Below are 16,698 nucleotides of genomic sequence, written 5' to 3'. Positions count from 1 at the left end.
GTCCATGATCAGGAGGAGTCCTTAATTACAAAGGACGGATGGGGCAACACTATTGTGGCACGCCATTTAAGATTCCGCGCGATGAAATGTTAAGGGTTTTGTGACAGCTTTGGGCGTGTTGGGGCAAGCCTGCGATTTGGAATAAGGTTTATAATCCGTTCCAGCGTATGCGAAGGCTGGCAATTTATCCTGGATCGTTCGATCCTCCTACTCTTGGACACCTGGATCTCATCGAAAGAGCTTCAAAACTGTTCGATAACCTCATTGTGTCGGTGGGTGCGAACTCCGCGAAAAAACCGATGTTGAGTACGGAGCAACGCATTGAGGCTTTGAGGAGAAGTACCCACCACTTGTCGAATGTGAAGGTGGATACGTTTCAGGGTCTGCTTGTGGAGTACGTGGAGAAGAAGGGTGCTTCGGCCATTATTCGGGGTTTGAGGGCGACGGCTGACTTTGAGTATGAGTTCCAGATGGCGATGATCAACCGTCGGTTGAATCGCGATGTGGAGACGATGTTCTTGATGACCACCTGGGAGCATAGCTACCTGAGCAGTTCGATTGTGCGAGAGGTTGCTTTGTTGGGTGGCGATTACAAGGGCATGGTGCCCGAGGGCGTGGCAGACATCATGGCTGAAGTTCTCGGGCGTTGATGGGCCAGTTTCTGTTGACCATATCGTGCTGACTCAGAAGTGTCAATAGTTGTGGAATTGTGCATATTTAGGTCGTATTCATAAACGATTTTAATTCATGTGACGGAAACATATAAAGTACTATAATCATTCTTAGATAGGGTTATCCTGCTAAGAATGCGGGGGCTTGGAGTTATTTGACAGCGAACCCTCAAGGAAACTTATATGTCCGACTCTACAACTTCGACCTTATATGTTCAGGTGATTAACGACAGTGGACTTCCAGATGCATCCGTGTATCTGCTTCTTACAGGACAATCTGGAATTGTTGGAAGTGGGATTACCTTCCTCGATCTTTCTAAGAACCCCAGTGGCATCACCACGGGAGGGGCACTCAACGCTCTTTCTTCCGTAGGCTACTTTATGTCGCCTTATACGGGCAATACGCTTCCTATCTATGAATTCACCGTCAGCTCGTTAGACTCTGGTCGCCTCATTGCTTCTTATAACACCCCTATCAGCTTTAGTGGCGCTACTGGGCCTAGCTCAACCAACTCACCGATTCGCTGGGACAAGATGGAGTTTGCTTATGCTGGGCCGACATCCGGAGCTGCTGATCTGACGTCACTCGATTTCTTTGGTATTCCCATGCAGCTCGACTATCTCGATGGCAGCGGGAATGTTATCTCCAGCGCCTCCTTCTATACATCGACGCCTACGCTTCTCAACACTTTGTATGGTCTGGACAAGAAAACGATGGCGAACGCTTTTCAGAAGGTCAGCAATGGATCGCCGGTGTTTGGTTGGAATCCAAGTACGGATAGCCTTTCTACTTTCCTGAGAGTCGTAGGACCGCAGACATTGACGGCCGGTGACAATCCACCGACTCCGTATCCAAGCTTTAGTGCCTATCTCTCAGTTTTGTGTGCCTCGAATCAGAGCTTTACCATCACCGGGTCGGCGGGAGTAGGAGCACCTGCACCTCCCAACAACAATGTCACTTACAACTACACGGGCAGCTTCTCGACGGATGGGAAAGGCAATTATCAGTTGACCTTGACAGGGACAACCAGTGGCAAGCCGTACGGCCTCTACACAGATTCGGAAGGTGATACTACAGACGCACAGCTGCCTGCAAGCCTGCCTGTTACGTTGGATCTCTCGGCAAGTGATCTGGACAATACGATCTATAGTGCGGCGGCTACGTCCTTTACAGTGGGGCAATCCACCGATCCCAACGCACCCAACTATATCGCTCCAGATTCGGTGAAGTACACGAAGAATAGTGCTTACGCAACTGTTGCAGGGGACATCATTGCAGGGCTTAACTTTGGTTACCCAGGCGGGGTCTTTGGGAATACGAGTTCCGACTGGTACAGCAATCCACCTACCCCGTTCCCATTTGGTGCCGCACGTAGTAGTAACGATGGTCTCTATAACCCTTATGCTGCGGTGCTGTACAACCAATCGGATAGCTACGGATTCCCATTTAGCGATCGTGGCGGACGGCCAAGCCCGCTTCTTCCTCAGCCAAGTAACGCAGCTACGCTCAGAATCACCATTTTGAATGATCAGCGTATGGATGCTCCTCAGGTAACCATTACTCAGCGTAACGACTGGACATTTACTCTCGATTGGGACCCCATTAACCTGCCTGCTGGCGCAACCTTAACGGGTTATGAGCTTGATATTACGCCGCCCTACAGTCCTTGGATCTTAGAGGTTCCGGCAAACACAACGACTACGACGGTTGGAGGTTTGCCGGAGGGCACGCTGTACACCTTTAAGCTCACCGCTTTGGGAACTGCGAGCAACGGTAATCCCATTCGTTCGCATTCTACGGTGGTCAGCGGTGTGACAAGCGGTAAGGCTCCGGCGCTCGATGGAGACTTCAAGTTCCTGACGACTCTCAACTGGAGTGCACAAATCCCGCCACCAGTAGGAACCACGTACACGATTGGAGGGGTGAGTTATACTCCCGGACAACCTCCGGCACAGATCAATGGGGCTGCGGGGGTAAACGTATTCCCACTTATCATCAAGAACGGTAAGCAGACTCTTTACCAAGGCAACTATGTGGTGAGCCTCGAAGCGGATGGAAGCGGATACAATCTCACGCCTAACGGAGATTTCATGCTAGATGGCAATGAAACCCCTCTGGTGATTGCAGGGGGGACACCCCCCTATACCAGTGCACCAGGGAATCAGTTGGTTATCGGTACTGCCTTTGCACCTGTAGCCACTAAGGAAGCCTGCGCTGTGGTCTTCCCGAGGAAAGAGATCTATGATTTAGACATGGATTCTCGTCCCACCGCGGGTGTTTAGTTTGAAAGTCAGCAGGTCGGCACGAAGTTGCCGACCTGCTTTGGTGAACCAGACGTTACGATGAGGTCTGCTGGCTGATGCTAAAACTCCATTCGCCTGCAAGGATTGCGTAGACCCGGGTGTCTCTGCGATTTCCGGTTGCGTCGAAGGCGTCTTGGCGGAGGGTGCCTTCGAGGGTTAGGCCGCATTTTTCTGCTACTCGGATGCTGGCTGCGTTGTTTGAGTCGCATTTCCAGACGAGGCGATGCCAGCCCCATTGGGTGAAGCCCCATTCGAGCATCGCTTGGAGGGCGCGTGTGCCTAGGCCGGTGCCTGCGGCGCTTTGGCGGATCCACATGCCTATTTCGGCGTTGCCGGATTCGATGGGGCCGTGGCGGAGGTGGAAACCGGTGCCTCCTAGGAGTTGTTGGTCATGCCAGATTCCCAGAATGAAATCTTGCTTCTGCATGTAGGTTTCGTGGAACCACCTGCACCGAGCTTCGGACACTTCTACGCTTTGGTTTGGTGTCGCCCATGGCATCCAGGGTCTTAGGTGCTCATAGGAGCTGTTGACTGCATCGGAGAGTGCACTCCCATCGGCTTCTGTGTAGGATCGGATTACGAAGCCGTTTGCCTCGAAGCGGGTGGGAGGGATGAACTTTTCGTCCATCCCTTAATCATACTGCCGGTTAGCGGCCTAGGCGGGCACTTCGGGTTGGGGCTGGGACTGGGGTTCCTGGTTTGAGGGCTTTCCAGAGGATCTCGTTGAGCTTGTCTGGGTCGGCGGCGTCGTACTTGGACCAGTTGAGGCGGTTGCTTTCTTCGACCAGTTTGCCTTTGGTTGGGTTCTTGGCTTCGATGTCGATGAGTGGGGAGATGACGGTGTACGGGGTGAGGTCTGCGGTTCGGGTGAAGGCACCGAACATGGGCTGGGCGCTCTTGTCGTACTGCGTCATTGGAGGGAGGCCGAGGATGATCTCCATGGTTCGGATCATGCTGGCTGTGGTGTACATAGTGTTGTCTAGGTAGCCCTTTTTCACATAGGGGCTGACGACCATGGCTACTGTTCGGTGGGCGTCTACGTGGTCTGGGCCGTTTTGTGCGTCGTCTTCAATGATGAAGATGGCAGTGTCTTTCCAGAACTTGGAGTGGCTGATGGCGTCCACCAGTTTTCCGACGCCGTAGTCGTTCGAGGCGACGGCGGCTTGTGGCGTGAATGCTCCGGCTCGGAGGCCGCTGGTGTGGTCCTCGCCGAGCGACATCACCATGTAGCCGGGCCACTTGCCTGTGGATTCGGCTGCTTTGAGGTCTTCGATGAAGACATCGACCTTCTGCCAGTCTCGTCCGCCGCGACTCCATTTCTCGCTGGCGTGGCCGGTTAGGCCTTTGTTGCCGTTGAAGATTGGGGCCGTGTCGGGGCTTGATTTGAAGCTGGCGAACTCGCCGTAGCTTCTGTAGTCGATGCCCTTCTTGCGGCACTGGTCCCAGAGATAGCCTGCTGGGGATTCTTGTAGTTCGTCGTCACCTTCGGGCTCGCCTTTGCCGGAGTAGCTGTTGATCCAGGCTTTTTGTACGAACTCGGTGGCGTAGGCTCCGTTGCACCACTGGTGGCCGTCTTCGCTGACTTCTCCGTTGCAGTAGGTGTTGTCTAGGAGGGTGAAGCGGTTGATGAGTTCGTGTGCGTTGGGCGTTACTTTTTGGCCGAACATTACGAGGCTCTTGTCGCCGTTGCCTTTGGGCACGTCTCCGAAGACCTGGTCGTAGGTTCGGTTTTCTCGGATGATGTAGAGGACGTGTTTGATCTTCTTGAGCGCTGCCATGCCATCTGCTTGTTCGGATTTGGTGGCGAAGGTGGGCTGTGGGAAGTTGGATTTGACTTGGGCGGTGTACTTTTCGAGTTGGTCTTCGTCTGGGAGGTCCACCACGTTGAGGGTGCCTTCGAGCAGGCTTGCGATGTACTTCATCTTCGGCTTGCCCTCGGATGAGACGGAGCCGTTGGGGCCGAAGGTGAGGCCTTTGCCGGTTCCTACGAAGAGCTTTTTGCCGTCTGGGGAGACTGCAAGGGCGCTTGGGTACCAGCCTGTGGGGATGAAGCCTTTGATCCGTGACTCTCTCTTGGAGACGTCGATGACGGCGACGTCGTTGTTGTCGGCATTGGCGACGAACAGGGTCTTTGCGTCGGGGGTGAGTGCGACTGCGATTGGGGTGGAGCCCACGGGGTCTTTGGGTGTGAGGCTCGTTTTGATGTTTTCGAGCACCTTATTTCCGGCGATTACGGAGACCGTGTTGGAGCCTGAGCAGGCTACGAACAGGCGACCATCGGGGGACCAGACCATTTCGTTTGGCGTCTTGCCGACTTCGATGGTGGTGAGTGTTTGGAGAGTTGCTGAGTCTAGGATGGCCACTTTTGAGGCGGCCCAGAGGGTGACTGCGAGCTGTTTGCCGTCTGGGGATAGGGCGACGCTGTAGGGACGGCCGGTTAGAGTAGCTTCTCTGGACTCGGTGGCTTCGTATCGGTCGATGTGGCCCGTGTTGACATCGGCGATCCAGAAGACGCCGTTTTTGGCGGCGATTCCGGATGTCCAGCCGGTCTTCATGGGGAGGTCGGCCTCTCGTTTGAGTTCGGTTCCGTTGACAGTGAGCGTGTGGGTTTTGGCGGAGCCACCGGACACGAGCACTTTATCTTGGTCCACTGCGAGTCCTGCCCAAACTCTTGCGAGTTCGAGTTTGCTGGCGACTTTTTCTGTTCTGAGGTCGATGAGGGAGACGGCTTGATTGTGCCAGCCTCCTGTTGCTACGAGGAGACCTTTGCCGTCCGTTGTGAAGGCTAGTTTGAGTGGCATGTCGCCGCTCAGTGGGATGGGTCTTCCGGCTGGCGTGATGCTCCAACCGTTTGGAAGGAGCATCTTGCCGTCTGCGCTCTTGGTATTCGGTTTTTCTCCCTGTCGGATCATGGCAGTGGCTGCCAGGGCTCCTACAACACAGATTGAACTTGCGGCAATGGCCAGCTGGAATTTCATGATTCCATTCTCGCACTCAATGGTTAAGAATCGGTAATTTCGCGGGGGTTAGGGCGCGAGTTTTGCGGTTCGGTTGGGCATGAGTCCGAAGATGTTGGCTTTGATGCCGGTCAGTCGTGGGTTGACGAGGACTGGATCGTTCTGGAAGAAGAGGGGGATTCTTGCTGCGTCGGCGATGAGAATATCCTCCGCTTGTTGATACATTTTGGTTCTTTTCTCGGGATCTTGTTCGACATCGGCGGCGTCGCAGAGTTGGTCGAATTTGGGGTTTGAGTAGCCGTCGTGGTTGAGTTTGGATTGGGTGGAGAGTAGGAGACTTAGGAAGTTTTGTGGGTCCAGATAGTCGGCGTACCAGGAGAGGAATGCGAATTGGAGTTCGTTTTTGTCTCGCTTTGCGAGCATGGTGCCCCATTCGTAGGACTGAACCGTGACGGGTACGCCTAGGTCTTGGGTCAGGCTTGTGGCTGCTGCTTCGCAGGCTGCTCGGGCGTCGTTTGTGGACTCTTTATAGGCAAGGATGAGAGGAGGCAGCCCTTTTCCGTTTGGATATCCGGCATCGGCGAGGAGCTTTTTGGCTTTTTCTAGATCGTAGGGGATGCCTGGTAGGTTTGGCCTGTAGCCTGGGACGCCGTCTGCGATGAGGCCTTTTGCTTCTAGGAATCCGGGAAGGACGTCGCGCACGATGTGTGGGCGATTGATGCCTATGGTGAAGGCCATTCTTACGCGTTGATCTTTGAAGGGCGGGTAGGCGTTTTGGTTGAGGAGGAAGTAGTTGATGGCTGGACGCAGTTCAAAGTGAAGTTGGGGACTGAGTTTTGCGTCGGCTTTGATTCCTGCCACGTCTCGGCGGTCCAGGGTAAGGAACTGGATGGCTCCGGTTTTGAACATATTGAGTCTTGTGGCGCCGTCTTTCACGATGGGGCGTGCGATGGAGTCGACGGGGGGAGGTCCCTCATAGTAGTCCTTGTTTGCGAGGAGGTCGATCTCTTGCTCGGGTTCGATTCGGCTGTATTTGAAGGGGCCGGTGCCGATGGAGTGAGCCATGTCGGAAATCTCCTTGTCACCCGTTGCTTCTTTGGCTAGGGCGAAGGCGCAGGGGTAGGTGAGGTTTCCGAGGAAGTAGGGTCTGGGTTTGTCGAGGGTGATGCTGAGGGTGTGGTCATCGACGACTTTGATGCCGGAGACTTCTTTGGCCTTGCCTTCTACATATTCCTTCACGCCGGCGATGGTGTCTAGGTAGTTTCCAGCCACTGGTGATGCGAGGCTTGGCTTGAGATTGCGCTCGAAGGTCCATTTGAAGTCTTCGGCTTTGAGTTCGCGACCGTTGTGGAACTTGACGCCTTTGCGGAGGGTGAAGACGTAGGTTTTGCCTCCATCTTTCACTTCCCATTTTTCGGCAAGGCGCGGGACGAGCTTGTTGTTCTCGTCGTACTCCACGAGGCCTTCGTAGACATTCTTGATGACGTCAGTCATGTCGATGTCTTGGACCTTGCCTGGATCGAGAGTGGTGACCTTGTTGTTCAACGCATAGGAGAAGGTTGAGTCCTTTTGAGTTTGGGACCCTTTGGAAAAGCCTCCTTTCCCACAACCCGCCAAAACAGACGATAACGCTAAGTAGATCCAGACACGCTTCAAAGTTCCGTAACTTTATCACGAACCAAACCGGATACAGTTGAAAAATGGAATCACTGATCTTTCTCGCTATCGGAGTGTTTGCAGGTGTGTCTGGTGGACTGTTCGGTATTGGCGGCGGGATTGTGATTGTTCCGGCGATGGTTTACTTTGCGAAGATGAGTCAGCAGAAGGCTCAGGGGACTTCGTTGGCGGCCCTTCTTTTTCCGATTGGTCTTCTGGGTGTTTATGAGTATTGGAAGAATGATGCGGTTGATATTCGGGCTGCTGCGTTGCTTGCGGGTGGGTTTCTGTTTGGTGCGCTTGGAGGCGCGAAGATTGCCGTTATGTTGAACGAAGTGACGATGCGACGGATCTTTGCAGGGTTTTTGGTTTTGATCGCTATTCAGCTGGTGACCAAGAAGTGATGAAGGTTGCGGTTCAGCTCTTTACGCTTCGGGACTATGTCCGGACGGGTGAAGGTCTTTACTCTGTGTTTGGTCGGTGTCGCGAGCTTGGGTATGACGGGGTGCAGTGCTCGGCTGTGGCTTGTATGGACGGTGATGAGCCTGAGGTGAGCGCTGAACAGGCTAAAGCATGGCTTGATGAGTTTGGGCTGGAGTGCTGTGCTACGCATCGGCCATGGGAGAGGTTGCGGGATGAGACTGAGGCGGAAATACGGTTTCACAAGACTCTGGGATGTGACTATGCAGGGATTAGTGGGCTTTTTAGTCCGGATCCCATTCTAAGTGTTCATTTTCGGGCCTTCCTTTCTGAGGCGCGGGTGGTGATTGAGAAGCTACGAGCGCACGGGATTGATTTTGGATATCACAACCATTCGCATGAATTTCTGCGGGATGAGAGCACAGGTTTGAAGGGTTATGACTTGCTTGTTGATGAGGGTGCGCCTTATCTCCAGATGTTGATTGATACGTACTGGATCAATCATGCGGGGGCTTCGCCTGAGACGATGCTGAAGCGGTGCGAGGGGCGGATTCGGATGGTACACCTCAAGGACAAGGAGTATGTGCATGGCGAAGGGCTGGTGATGGCTCCGGTTGGGGAAGGCAATTTGGACTGGCCTGAGATTTTGGAGGCTTGCGAAGCGGGTGGGACGGAGTGGCTGATTGTGGAGCAGGACACATGTCGGCGTGACCCGTTTGATTGCCTCCGTTCGAGCAGGGAATATCTCCGTTCGCTGGGCTACTGAACTGCTACTATAGGGCATGATTTCCCCGCTTCAGGTCGTTGCTGATCGCAGAGCCGTTCGTGCATGGTTCCCGTCTCTTCAGAAAGGTTTTGCCTATCTGGAAAACGCTGGTGGTTCACAGGTTCCCGAGGTGGTTGCTGACGCGATTCGGGATTATATGTTGAGCACCTATGTGCAGCTCGGTGCCGGGTATCCGCAGTCTGTGGTGGCTACTGACACGGTTGCTGAGGCTCATGCGTTCATTGAGGAGTTTATGAATGTTGGGGCTACGGGGCGAGTGGTGCTTGGTCCTTCTACCACGGCTCTGACGAATCTGATTGCGACGGCCTACTCCAAGATTATTCAGCCCGGCGATGAGGTGATCATTGCGGATGCCAACCACGAAGCGAACGCGGGTTGTTGGGCACGGTTGCAAGATGTGGGCGCGGTTTTGAAGTTCTGGAAAGTGAATCCAGAGACGTTTGAGAGTTCGCTTGTTGAGTTTGAGAAGTTGCTGTCTTCGCGTACTAAGTTGGTGGCGGTTGCGCATGTTTCGAACTTGCTGGGGATGGTGGTGGATGTGAAGGGCGTTTGTGAACTCGCCCATCGCGTTGGCGCTAAGGTGTGTGTGGACGGGGTTGCGTTTGCTTCTCACCGCGCGATTGATGTTCAAGAGATTGGTGCGGACTGGTATGTGTACAGCACCTACAAGGTTTATGGTCCGCATATGGCTGCGATCTTCGGGACGCATGAGGCGTTTGAGGAATTGACTGGACCTAATCACTACTTCATTCCCAAGACTCAGATGCCGTATAAGTGGGAGCTGGGTGGCGTTTCGCATGAGGGCTGCGCTGGACTGCTGGCTTTGAAGCCGTATCTTGGGTTCTTGGCGGGTGGTGTTTATGAGGGGCGGCAGACGGTTGTAGACGCGTTTGCTGTGGCCCAGGCGCTGGAGAGTGAGCCTTATGGAATGTTGCTTGAGTTCCTTCAGAAGCACCCTCGTATTCGGATGATTGGGGCGCACTCGCTGAGTGGGGCGTCGGTTCCGACGGTGGCGTTTTTGCATGACTCGAAACCATCGAGCCAGGTTGCGCACGAGGTGAATGAGCACGGGATCGGTATTCGGAACGGAAACATGTATGCCGTCCGGCTTTGCGAGAATCTAGGAATCGACCTGGTGGAGGGTGTGGTTCGGATTAGCTTGGTGCATTACAATTCGCCGGAGGAGATTCAGAAGCTGATTGGCGTGCTTGAGGGCGTTCTGTGATAGTTGTCCGTGTAAGTGGTAAGTTGTAGGCCGTATGCTCGTTGAGATTGTTTGTATTTCTCCGGAGGACTGTGTGGCGGCTGAGGAGGGGGGAGCGCAGCGTTTGGAGCTTTGCTCGGCTATGGCGCTTGCTGGGTTGACGCCTTCTGTTGGGACGATGAAGTTGGTGGCTGAGAAGTGTCAGTTGCCGGTTATGGCGATGGTTAGGCCGCGAACGGGTGGGTTCTGTTATACGGATCTCGAGTTTGAGTCGATGTTGTACGACGTGGAGGCTCTCAAGGATGCTGGGGCGAAGGGCATTGTGTTTGGGATCTTGGATGAGAACGCGAACGTTGATGCCAAGCGGAGCGCTGCGCTGCTGCGAGCGGCTGACGGTCTTGAGACCGTGTTTCATCGGGCTTTTGATGTGACTGCGGACCCCTTGGCGGCTCTTGATGTTTTGATTGATTTAGGGGTGCAGCGACTGCTTACAAGTGGGCAGCAGCCCAATGCCTTGTTGGGGGCTGATCTTATTCGGGGCCTCATTGAGCGGGCAGATGGTCGGATAGAGATCCTTCCGGGCGGTGGGGTTAAGCCTCATAACGTGGTGGAAGTGATCGAGAAAACGGGTGTTGATCAGATCCATCTGGGGCTATTTGGCAAGCTGGAAGATCCTTCGATGAGGTATTCGAAGGTTCAGTTCAACAGTGAGTGTATTTCTGAGGACAGCTATGGGCGAACTGATGTGGAGTTGGTTCGGCAGGTTGTCGAACTTACATCATCACTCGGCTTCTGAATCCGGGCTTGCCGCTGACGCCGACGTTTAGGCGGAGGAGTTCGCCGGCGCCTTCGCCGTCTTCTTTGTGCTGACCGCCTGCGGTGGTGACGTAGAGGTGGGAAAGTTGAGGGCCGCCGAAGGTGGGGCAGGTTACTTTGTTGGCGGGAAGCGAGTGGCGCTTGATTTGATCGCCTTTTGAGTTGAAGTGGAGGATGCAGTCTCCGCCCCAGACTGCGACCCACAGGTCGCCTTGGGCGTCGAGGGTCATGCCGTCTGGCGCACCGTACTCGGCGGGGAGTTCGATGAGGGTTTTCTGGTTGGAGATTTCGCCGGTTGATTCGTCGTAGTCGAACGTGTAGATGCACCGTTTGGAGCTGTCGGTGTAGTACATCGTTTTGTGATCGAGGGAGAAGTCCATGCCGTTGGAGCATCCGATTCCTTCGAGGACTACACGGATTGAGCCATCTCGATCGAGGCGGTAGAGTCGGCCTGGTCTTGATCCGTTGGGCATCATTCCGCAGAAGACGCGGCCTACTGGGTCGGCGTTGACGTCGTTGAACCTTGTTCCGACTTCGTCTGGGATCTCTGCGATGATCACTCTGAGCGCTTCGCCGTTCCAGCTTACAACCTCGCCGTTTTCGCGAAAGAGAAGCAGTGATCCGTCTTGTTGGATGGTGAATCCACCGATCTTGGGTCCGGTCAGGACTTTCTCGGTCTGAGCCGTGCTTGGATCGAATTTGTACAGAGTGCCACTCTCGATATCGACGAAGTACACCACCTGTTGGTCGGCGTGCCAGAGTGGTCCCTCGTTCAGTTCGGATCGCAGGCTAGTCAGAATTTGAACGGACATACGGTTACGGTATCACTTTTTGGAGAAGTAGGTGCCAAAAATACGAGGTAAGGGCACCGTTTTGTGGAAATGGTGCCCTTGTGGTTTAGATTCGGCAGGAGCTCATGCCGCGTTTGGCGAGGTACTGCTGGTGGTAGTCTTCGGCCGGATAGTAGACGGCTTCGGGGACGATTTGGGTGACGATTCTTCCACCGAACTTGTCTTGGTGGCTGGCCTTTGATGCTTCGGCTAGGGTTTTCTGTTCTGGGTTCATGTACAGGATGACTGACCTGTATTGGTCCCCGACATCTGGGCCTTGTCGGTTGAGTTGCGTGGGGTCGTGGCTCTCCCAGAAGATGTTGAGCAGTTGGTCGTAGCTGACCACGGTGGGATCAAACACGACTCGGACGACTTCCGCATGGCCGGTGTCTTTGTAGCAAACATCCTTGTAGGTGGGATTCTCTGTATGTCCACCTGCGTATCCGACACTGGTTTGCAGGACCCCTGGAGTGGTTCGAAAAGTCTCTTCGACACCCCAAAAACATCCGGCTCCAAACATCGCAACTTGTTGTGTCTCTAAACTCATATGTTCTCCTACGAAAATCAGAACGCTCTGTGGCGGAAAAGCTCTCTCTGGTCCCAGGACCCTGATATTTTGCTTGGGTTGGCTTGATAGAAAGATAATTTTTGATTAATCAAAAATAGCGTCATTTTCGACGAGCGGTCGTCAGAAAAGCGTAACGGTCCCTATTGTGGCTGAATCTACACTTTTTCGTGTGGATTGAGGAGAGACAGGTTTATCCCTAGTAAAGACGACCTGCTCTTTGAGCACCACTCAAAGGACCGCAATGAAAAGAATACTCATTGTCGCAGCGTTTGCTGCGGCCATCCCCTCGTCACAGGCAGATGTTCTTGGAACAGGAGCTTCTGCAAATATTTTCTACGGAGGAAGCTTGTTTGACCTGAAGGTTGGAGCAAGCAACCTCACCCTGACTGGCAACTTCTCGCTGAATGTCGATACCAAGGGAACTGAGCAGTATCGGGTTTATGTGAAGTCAGGCTCTTATGTGGGTTCGGAGAGCACCCTGGCAAATTGGACTTTGCTTGGAGAGGCAAGCGCGGTGGGGCAGGGTGCCAACAGTTGGACGTCGCTTAGTCTTGGTAAGACCTACTCTCTGAGTGCTGGGCAGACTTATGGTGTTGCCGTGTTTCACGTTGGAGGCCCCGGTTGGGCTACGGGCGAGGGTGGTGTTGGTTACCGCTCGAGCACTGGGACATTTAGTGACTCCAATCTGACGATCAAGACGGGCGCTGCGAAGGGGATTGGTGATCCTTCGGATCCGTTTAACATCCACACGCTTCCAGGGAGGACTTGGAGCGGACAGCTTGAGTACCGCGTGCAGAGTGTTCCGGAGCCAGCCAGCATGTTGGCGCTTGCAGTTGGTGGATTGGTACTTGCGAGACGAAGGAAGGCTCGCTCCTAACTTCCTATGAACTCAGGCCTGCCCAAGGGCGTGCGGGCTCGGACCTTCTCGGAGCTAGTTTTATGTCCAAGCGTCTTGCATTTACTCTCATTGAACTCTTAGTGGTGATTGCGATTGTCGCCATCTTGGCCAGCATTCTGTTTCCGGTGTTTGCCATGGCGAAGCAGGCTGCTAAGAAGACGGGTGATACGTCCAATCTGAAGCAACTGGGTGTTGCCTTTCAGTTGTATATGGTTGATAGCGATGGGACGTTCCCGCCACTTTACTATGTTGGGAAGGCTGGGCAGACCGTTCCTGATAATTTTGGTCTGTTTCGGTGGCCTTGGCTGGTGCAGCCTTATACGAAGTCGTTCCAGATTTTCTGGTCGCCTTTGGATACGGATAAGCCGGAGTGGCGCAGTATGAGCGGCGGTTCTGGGATGAACGGCTACTACTTTGGGCTGATCTCCAGTTGGGGCTACAACCAGGAGAGCTTTTCGCCTATGGACTTGACATCGGGGCTGTATGTGCCGATTTCGGAGTCCGTTGTTTCGGAACCTTCCAATACGTTGATGCTGGCGAGCAGCATTTATTGGACGAGTTCAACTGATCCGAAAGTTGGTTACTACCGGTTGTATCCACCCAATGAGTGGGCTGGGACTACGCCTTTGAGTGGTTTGAGTTATGGGCATGTTTGGCCTCGGCTCAATGGCACTCAGGCGAATGTGCTTCACCCGGATTCGCATGTGCGGAGCACTGCTATGGGGGCTGTCAATAACGCTGCCCTTTGGAAGGCGGTCAAGTGATCACGCCTCGACTTAAGCGGCTGATGGGGGCTGCTTTGGTGTTGTTGATTTTGTCGTGCTGTCTTTGGTGGGCGAGTGGTGGTTCAGCCGAACTTCCGAAGGCTGCTGCGGGGCCTCAGGCCCGGACTCAAGACGAACCCGAACCCGTGCCTCAACGATCCTGAAATCGATTTTAAGTGAAACTTATGAAAACAAGAACTCTATTACTCGCACTTCTTTTGCTTCCTGTGGTTGCTTCGGCGGCGAAGGTCATGGGGAGCGATCCTAAGGCGTTTGCCCTTCTTGAACGAGCTCATGAGGCTCGGTACAACCTGCCGAAAGATTTGAAGCAACTGACTGCTGAAGTCGTTTTGATTGAGGATGGCAAGCGTCGTTCTGCGACCTTCAGTTTTGATTACAAGGAGGGTGTGAAGCTCACTCAGAAGGAGCCTGATGAGGAGTTTAAGTATGCGGCTCGGATGATTGTTGGGAGCGTTTTTCAGCATCGACAGCCTGTGGAGTTTTCGAAGGGGGATGGGCGGCATGACCTCCAGCTCACGGGGAATGACAACCTTGTAGGGCAGCAGATTGCGCTGAACGACAAGATGAAGTCTTTCTTCCGGGTGAAGGGGGATGAGATTACGGAGGTGGATCGGACCATTGGTGAGGATCACTTTGTGGTGAATGTCTTGGAGAACATTCGCACCCCAGACGGGAAGACCCTGCCGAAGCATCTGGCTGTGACTCACTTTAACGCTCGTACGGGTGCCGTGACGGATACGGAGTATGTGACGGATAGCTACGCGGAAGTCGATGGGGTTTGGGTTCCTAGTAGTCGAACCAGCATTGTTGCGAAAGCAGGGAAGTTGGTTTCGAAGGTTTGGGAGTTTAGGAACGTCCAGATCAAGCGTTAATATGCGACCGCTCTGCTGGGTTTCCGGCAGAGCTTTTCTCAAGGAATTTAGGTTGATGTCTCATTCATTGCTGGCTGAAAACGAGGTTGGTGCTATTCGGCGCTGCTCAACAGGTTGTGTTTTGCTAGAGGTCGAGGGCATGAGGCTTCGGTTTGAAGACATGACGGCTTTTGCCGATTTCGCGGAAGAGATTTGGCTGATTATGTTGAGGGCCGGCGGGAATTTGAGGGATCGAAAAGAGCCGAAAGCCTGTCGATTTGAGGCGCTTGCCCAGCTTGTGTTTTTGGCGTTGGATGAGGCGAACTGGATTGACGGGAAGAACTCATTTACGGATGACGATTGGCGCGATCTGATCCAGAGCTTTCCATCTTCGGAGGGGTAGTGATCGGTAAACTCCTTGACTATGCTCCTCCTGGATGGTCGACCGCTGTCGCTCGACGAAATCAAATCTGTGGCCTCTCGTAAGGTCCAAGTCTCTGTTGCTCCAGCTGCCATCGCTCGGATGGCGTCTTCGAGAGGGATTGTTGAATCGATCCTGAGTTCAGACCGAAGCGTTTATGGGGTGAACACGGGATTTGGAAAGCTGTCGGATGTCCGCATTGCTGAGGGCGACTTGGCGAAGTTGCAGCTCAATTTGGTCCGTAGCCATGCTTGCGGCGTGGGTGATCCGCTCTCGGAAGAGGAGGCGCGTGTGATGCTTCTGCTGCGGGCTAATGTGCTGACCTGTGGCTTCAGTGGCGCTCGCCCCATGATTGCCGAGATGCTTGTGGAGATGCTGAATCGGGGCGTGCATCCGGTTATTCCCTGCAAGGGATCAGTGGGGGCGAGTGGTGACTTGGCTCCTCTGGCGCATTTGGCGCTTGTGGTGATTGGGGAAGGCGAGGCTTTCTATCAGGGCAAGCGAATGGCTGGAGCGGAGGCGATGCGTTCTGCTGGGCTGGAGCCGATTGTGTTGGCGGCTAAAGAGGGGTTGTCTGTTCTGAACGGGACTCAAGCGATGGGTGCTGTTGGGTCGCTGGCTTTGGTGCGGGCTTTGCAGTTGGTGGAACTGGCGGATGTGGTTGGAGCGATGACTTTAGAGGCTCTGCGCGACACGCCTTCTGCGTTTGATGAGCGGATTCAGAATGCCCGACCGCATCAGGGGCAGCTTGACTCGGCTGCTCATTTGCGCGATTTGATGGAAGGGAGTGAGATTCGTGAGTCGCATCGTGACAACGATCCGCGTGTGCAGGATGCTTACAGTTTGAGATGTATGCCGCAGGTTCACGGGGCGATTCGGGGGGTTCTCAAGCATGTTCGTGAGGTGATCGAGATTGAATCGGGATCGGGTACGGACAATCCTTTGGTGTTTGTGGACAACGGGGATGTGATTTCGGGTGGGAACTTTCATGGTGCGCCGCTGGCCTATGCGTACGACTATGCGGCGATTGCGATTACGGATTTGGCGAGCATTAGCGAGAGGCGCATTGAACGGTTGGTGAATCCGGATTTGAGCGAGGGGTTGCCTGCGTTCCTTACGGCTGATGCTGGGATCTCTTCGGGCTTTATGATGGCTCAGGTTTCGGCGGCAGCCCTTCTGAACGAGTGCAAGGTGTTATCTCATCCGGCGAGTACCGATAACGTTCCGACATCGGCTGGCAAAGAGGATCACGTTTCGATGGGGATGACTGCTGCTCTGAAGTTCCGGCAGATTGTGGAGAACGTGGAGCATGTTTTGGCGATTGAGCTGATGGCTGCGGCGGAAGGGTTGGAGTATCGGAAGCCGTTGAAGCCGGGAGCGGGTGCGCTTAAGGGTTACGAGATTGTGCGTTCTCATGTGCCGCCTGTGTCAGAGGATCGCGTGCTGGGGACGGACATTCAGAAGCTGGCTCGGGCGATTGCTTCGGGCGAGTTTAGCGGGATTTAGGTTATTGGGTCACAATTTTGAGAA

At 54.1% G+C, this 16,698-nt stretch carries 17 protein-coding genes; 12 read left to right on the top strand and 5 right to left on the bottom strand.

What is annotated here, in order from left to right; all coding sequences use genetic code 11:
- The first annotated feature begins 167 nt into the window (after window positions 1-167).
- Window positions 168-650 carry a pantetheine-phosphate adenylyltransferase gene (coaD, locus tag ACZ51B_RS05945; protein ID WP_464296317.1) on the top strand — a complete coding sequence of 161 codons (483 nt, stop codon included), beginning with the start codon at window positions 168-170 and terminating at the stop codon, window positions 648-650.
- A gap of 204 nt (window positions 651-854) precedes the next feature.
- Entirely contained in the window at window positions 855-2,954 is a 2,100-nt protein-coding gene (locus ACZ51B_RS05940) for a fibronectin type III domain-containing protein (RefSeq protein ID WP_464296316.1), read from the top strand.
- Window positions 2,955-3,009: 55 nt separating this feature from the next.
- Here ACZ51B_RS05940 and ACZ51B_RS05935 read toward each other — a convergent pair whose 3' ends face one another.
- The 3 genes from ACZ51B_RS05935 to ACZ51B_RS05925 are packed head-to-tail and all read right to left on the bottom strand — an operon-like array spanning window position 3,010 to window position 7,588.
- Window positions 3,010-3,603, bottom strand: coding sequence for a GNAT family N-acetyltransferase (locus tag ACZ51B_RS05935; RefSeq protein ID WP_464296315.1), 594 nt, complete (start codon window positions 3,601-3,603; stop codon window positions 3,010-3,012).
- 19 nt (window positions 3,604-3,622) lie between these two features.
- Entirely contained in the window at window positions 3,623-5,953 is a 2,331-nt protein-coding gene (locus tag ACZ51B_RS05930; RefSeq protein WP_464296314.1) for an alkaline phosphatase family protein, read from the bottom strand.
- 48 nt (window positions 5,954-6,001) lie between these two features.
- A complete protein-coding gene (locus ACZ51B_RS05925; protein WP_464296313.1) occupies window positions 6,002-7,588 on the bottom strand; it encodes an ABC transporter substrate-binding protein in 1,587 nt (528 codons plus the stop codon).
- A gap of 44 nt (window positions 7,589-7,632) precedes the next feature.
- On the opposite strand from ACZ51B_RS05925, the gene ACZ51B_RS05920 reads away from it, so the two are divergent.
- From ACZ51B_RS05920 to ACZ51B_RS05905, 4 genes are read left to right on the top strand one after another with little or no spacing between them, the layout of a single operon-like run.
- On the top strand, window positions 7,633-7,992 hold the full coding sequence (locus ACZ51B_RS05920; RefSeq protein WP_464296312.1) for a TSUP family transporter: 360 nt from the start codon (window positions 7,633-7,635) through the stop codon (window positions 7,990-7,992).
- On the top strand, window positions 7,992-8,774 hold the full coding sequence (locus tag ACZ51B_RS05915) for a sugar phosphate isomerase/epimerase family protein (protein WP_464296311.1): 783 nt from the start codon (window positions 7,992-7,994) through the stop codon (window positions 8,772-8,774). The genes ACZ51B_RS05920 and ACZ51B_RS05915 overlap by 1 nt, the downstream gene beginning before the upstream one ends.
- A gap of 16 nt (window positions 8,775-8,790) precedes the next feature.
- Window positions 8,791-10,020, top strand: a complete 1,230-nt coding sequence (locus ACZ51B_RS05910) for an aminotransferase class V-fold PLP-dependent enzyme (protein ID WP_464296310.1) — start codon at window positions 8,791-8,793, stop codon at window positions 10,018-10,020.
- A gap of 34 nt (window positions 10,021-10,054) precedes the next feature.
- Complete coding sequence (locus ACZ51B_RS05905; RefSeq protein ID WP_464296309.1) at window positions 10,055-10,795, top strand: copper homeostasis protein CutC; 741 nt, start codon at window positions 10,055-10,057, stop codon at window positions 10,793-10,795.
- Here ACZ51B_RS05905 and ACZ51B_RS05900 read toward each other — a convergent pair.
- Both ACZ51B_RS05900 and msrA read right to left on the bottom strand, forming a co-directional pair.
- Window positions 10,773-11,627: an SMP-30/gluconolactonase/LRE family protein gene (locus ACZ51B_RS05900; protein ID WP_464296308.1), complete on the bottom strand. Its 855-nt coding sequence runs from the start codon at window positions 11,625-11,627 to the stop codon at window positions 10,773-10,775. The genes ACZ51B_RS05905 and ACZ51B_RS05900 overlap by 23 nt on opposite strands.
- Window positions 11,628-11,712: 85 nt before the next feature.
- Window positions 11,713-12,192 (bottom strand): peptide-methionine (S)-S-oxide reductase MsrA, encoded by a 480-nt coding sequence (gene msrA, locus ACZ51B_RS05895; RefSeq protein ID WP_464296307.1) that lies wholly within the window; start codon window positions 12,190-12,192, stop codon window positions 11,713-11,715.
- A 262-nt stretch (window positions 12,193-12,454) separates the two neighbouring features.
- On the opposite strand from msrA, the gene ACZ51B_RS05890 reads away from it, so the two are divergent.
- The 6 genes from ACZ51B_RS05890 (at window position 12,455) to hutH (ending at window position 16,674) form a co-directional block, all read left to right on the top strand.
- Window positions 12,455-13,090, top strand: a complete 636-nt coding sequence (locus ACZ51B_RS05890) for a PEP-CTERM sorting domain-containing protein (RefSeq protein ID WP_464296306.1) — start codon at window positions 12,455-12,457, stop codon at window positions 13,088-13,090.
- A gap of 62 nt (window positions 13,091-13,152) precedes the next feature.
- Window positions 13,153-13,875 (top strand): type II secretion system protein, encoded by a 723-nt coding sequence (locus ACZ51B_RS05885; protein ID WP_464296305.1) that lies wholly within the window; start codon window positions 13,153-13,155, stop codon window positions 13,873-13,875.
- Complete coding sequence (locus ACZ51B_RS05880) at window positions 13,872-14,039, top strand: hypothetical protein (RefSeq protein WP_464296304.1); 168 nt, start codon at window positions 13,872-13,874, stop codon at window positions 14,037-14,039. The genes ACZ51B_RS05885 and ACZ51B_RS05880 overlap by 4 nt, the downstream gene beginning before the upstream one ends.
- A 21-nt stretch (window positions 14,040-14,060) precedes the next feature.
- Entirely contained in the window at window positions 14,061-14,768 is a 708-nt protein-coding gene (locus ACZ51B_RS05875) for a DUF3386 family protein (RefSeq protein WP_464296303.1), read from the top strand.
- Window positions 14,769-14,823: 55 nt separating this feature from the next.
- Complete coding sequence (locus ACZ51B_RS05870) at window positions 14,824-15,150, top strand: hypothetical protein (RefSeq protein WP_464296302.1); 327 nt, start codon at window positions 14,824-14,826, stop codon at window positions 15,148-15,150.
- Window positions 15,151-15,171: 21 nt separating this feature from the next.
- The gene (gene hutH, locus ACZ51B_RS05865; RefSeq protein ID WP_464296301.1) at window positions 15,172-16,674 is read left to right on the top strand and encodes a histidine ammonia-lyase; all 1,503 of its coding nucleotides are present in this window, start codon (window positions 15,172-15,174) and stop codon (window positions 16,672-16,674) included.
- Window positions 16,675-16,698: the final 24 nt, after the last annotated feature.

The organism is Fimbriimonas sp. LA-C6 (genome assembly GCF_055398105.1).
Note: the sequence above shows the minus strand (reverse complement) of the source record. Positions and strands in the feature narration are given on the sequence as shown.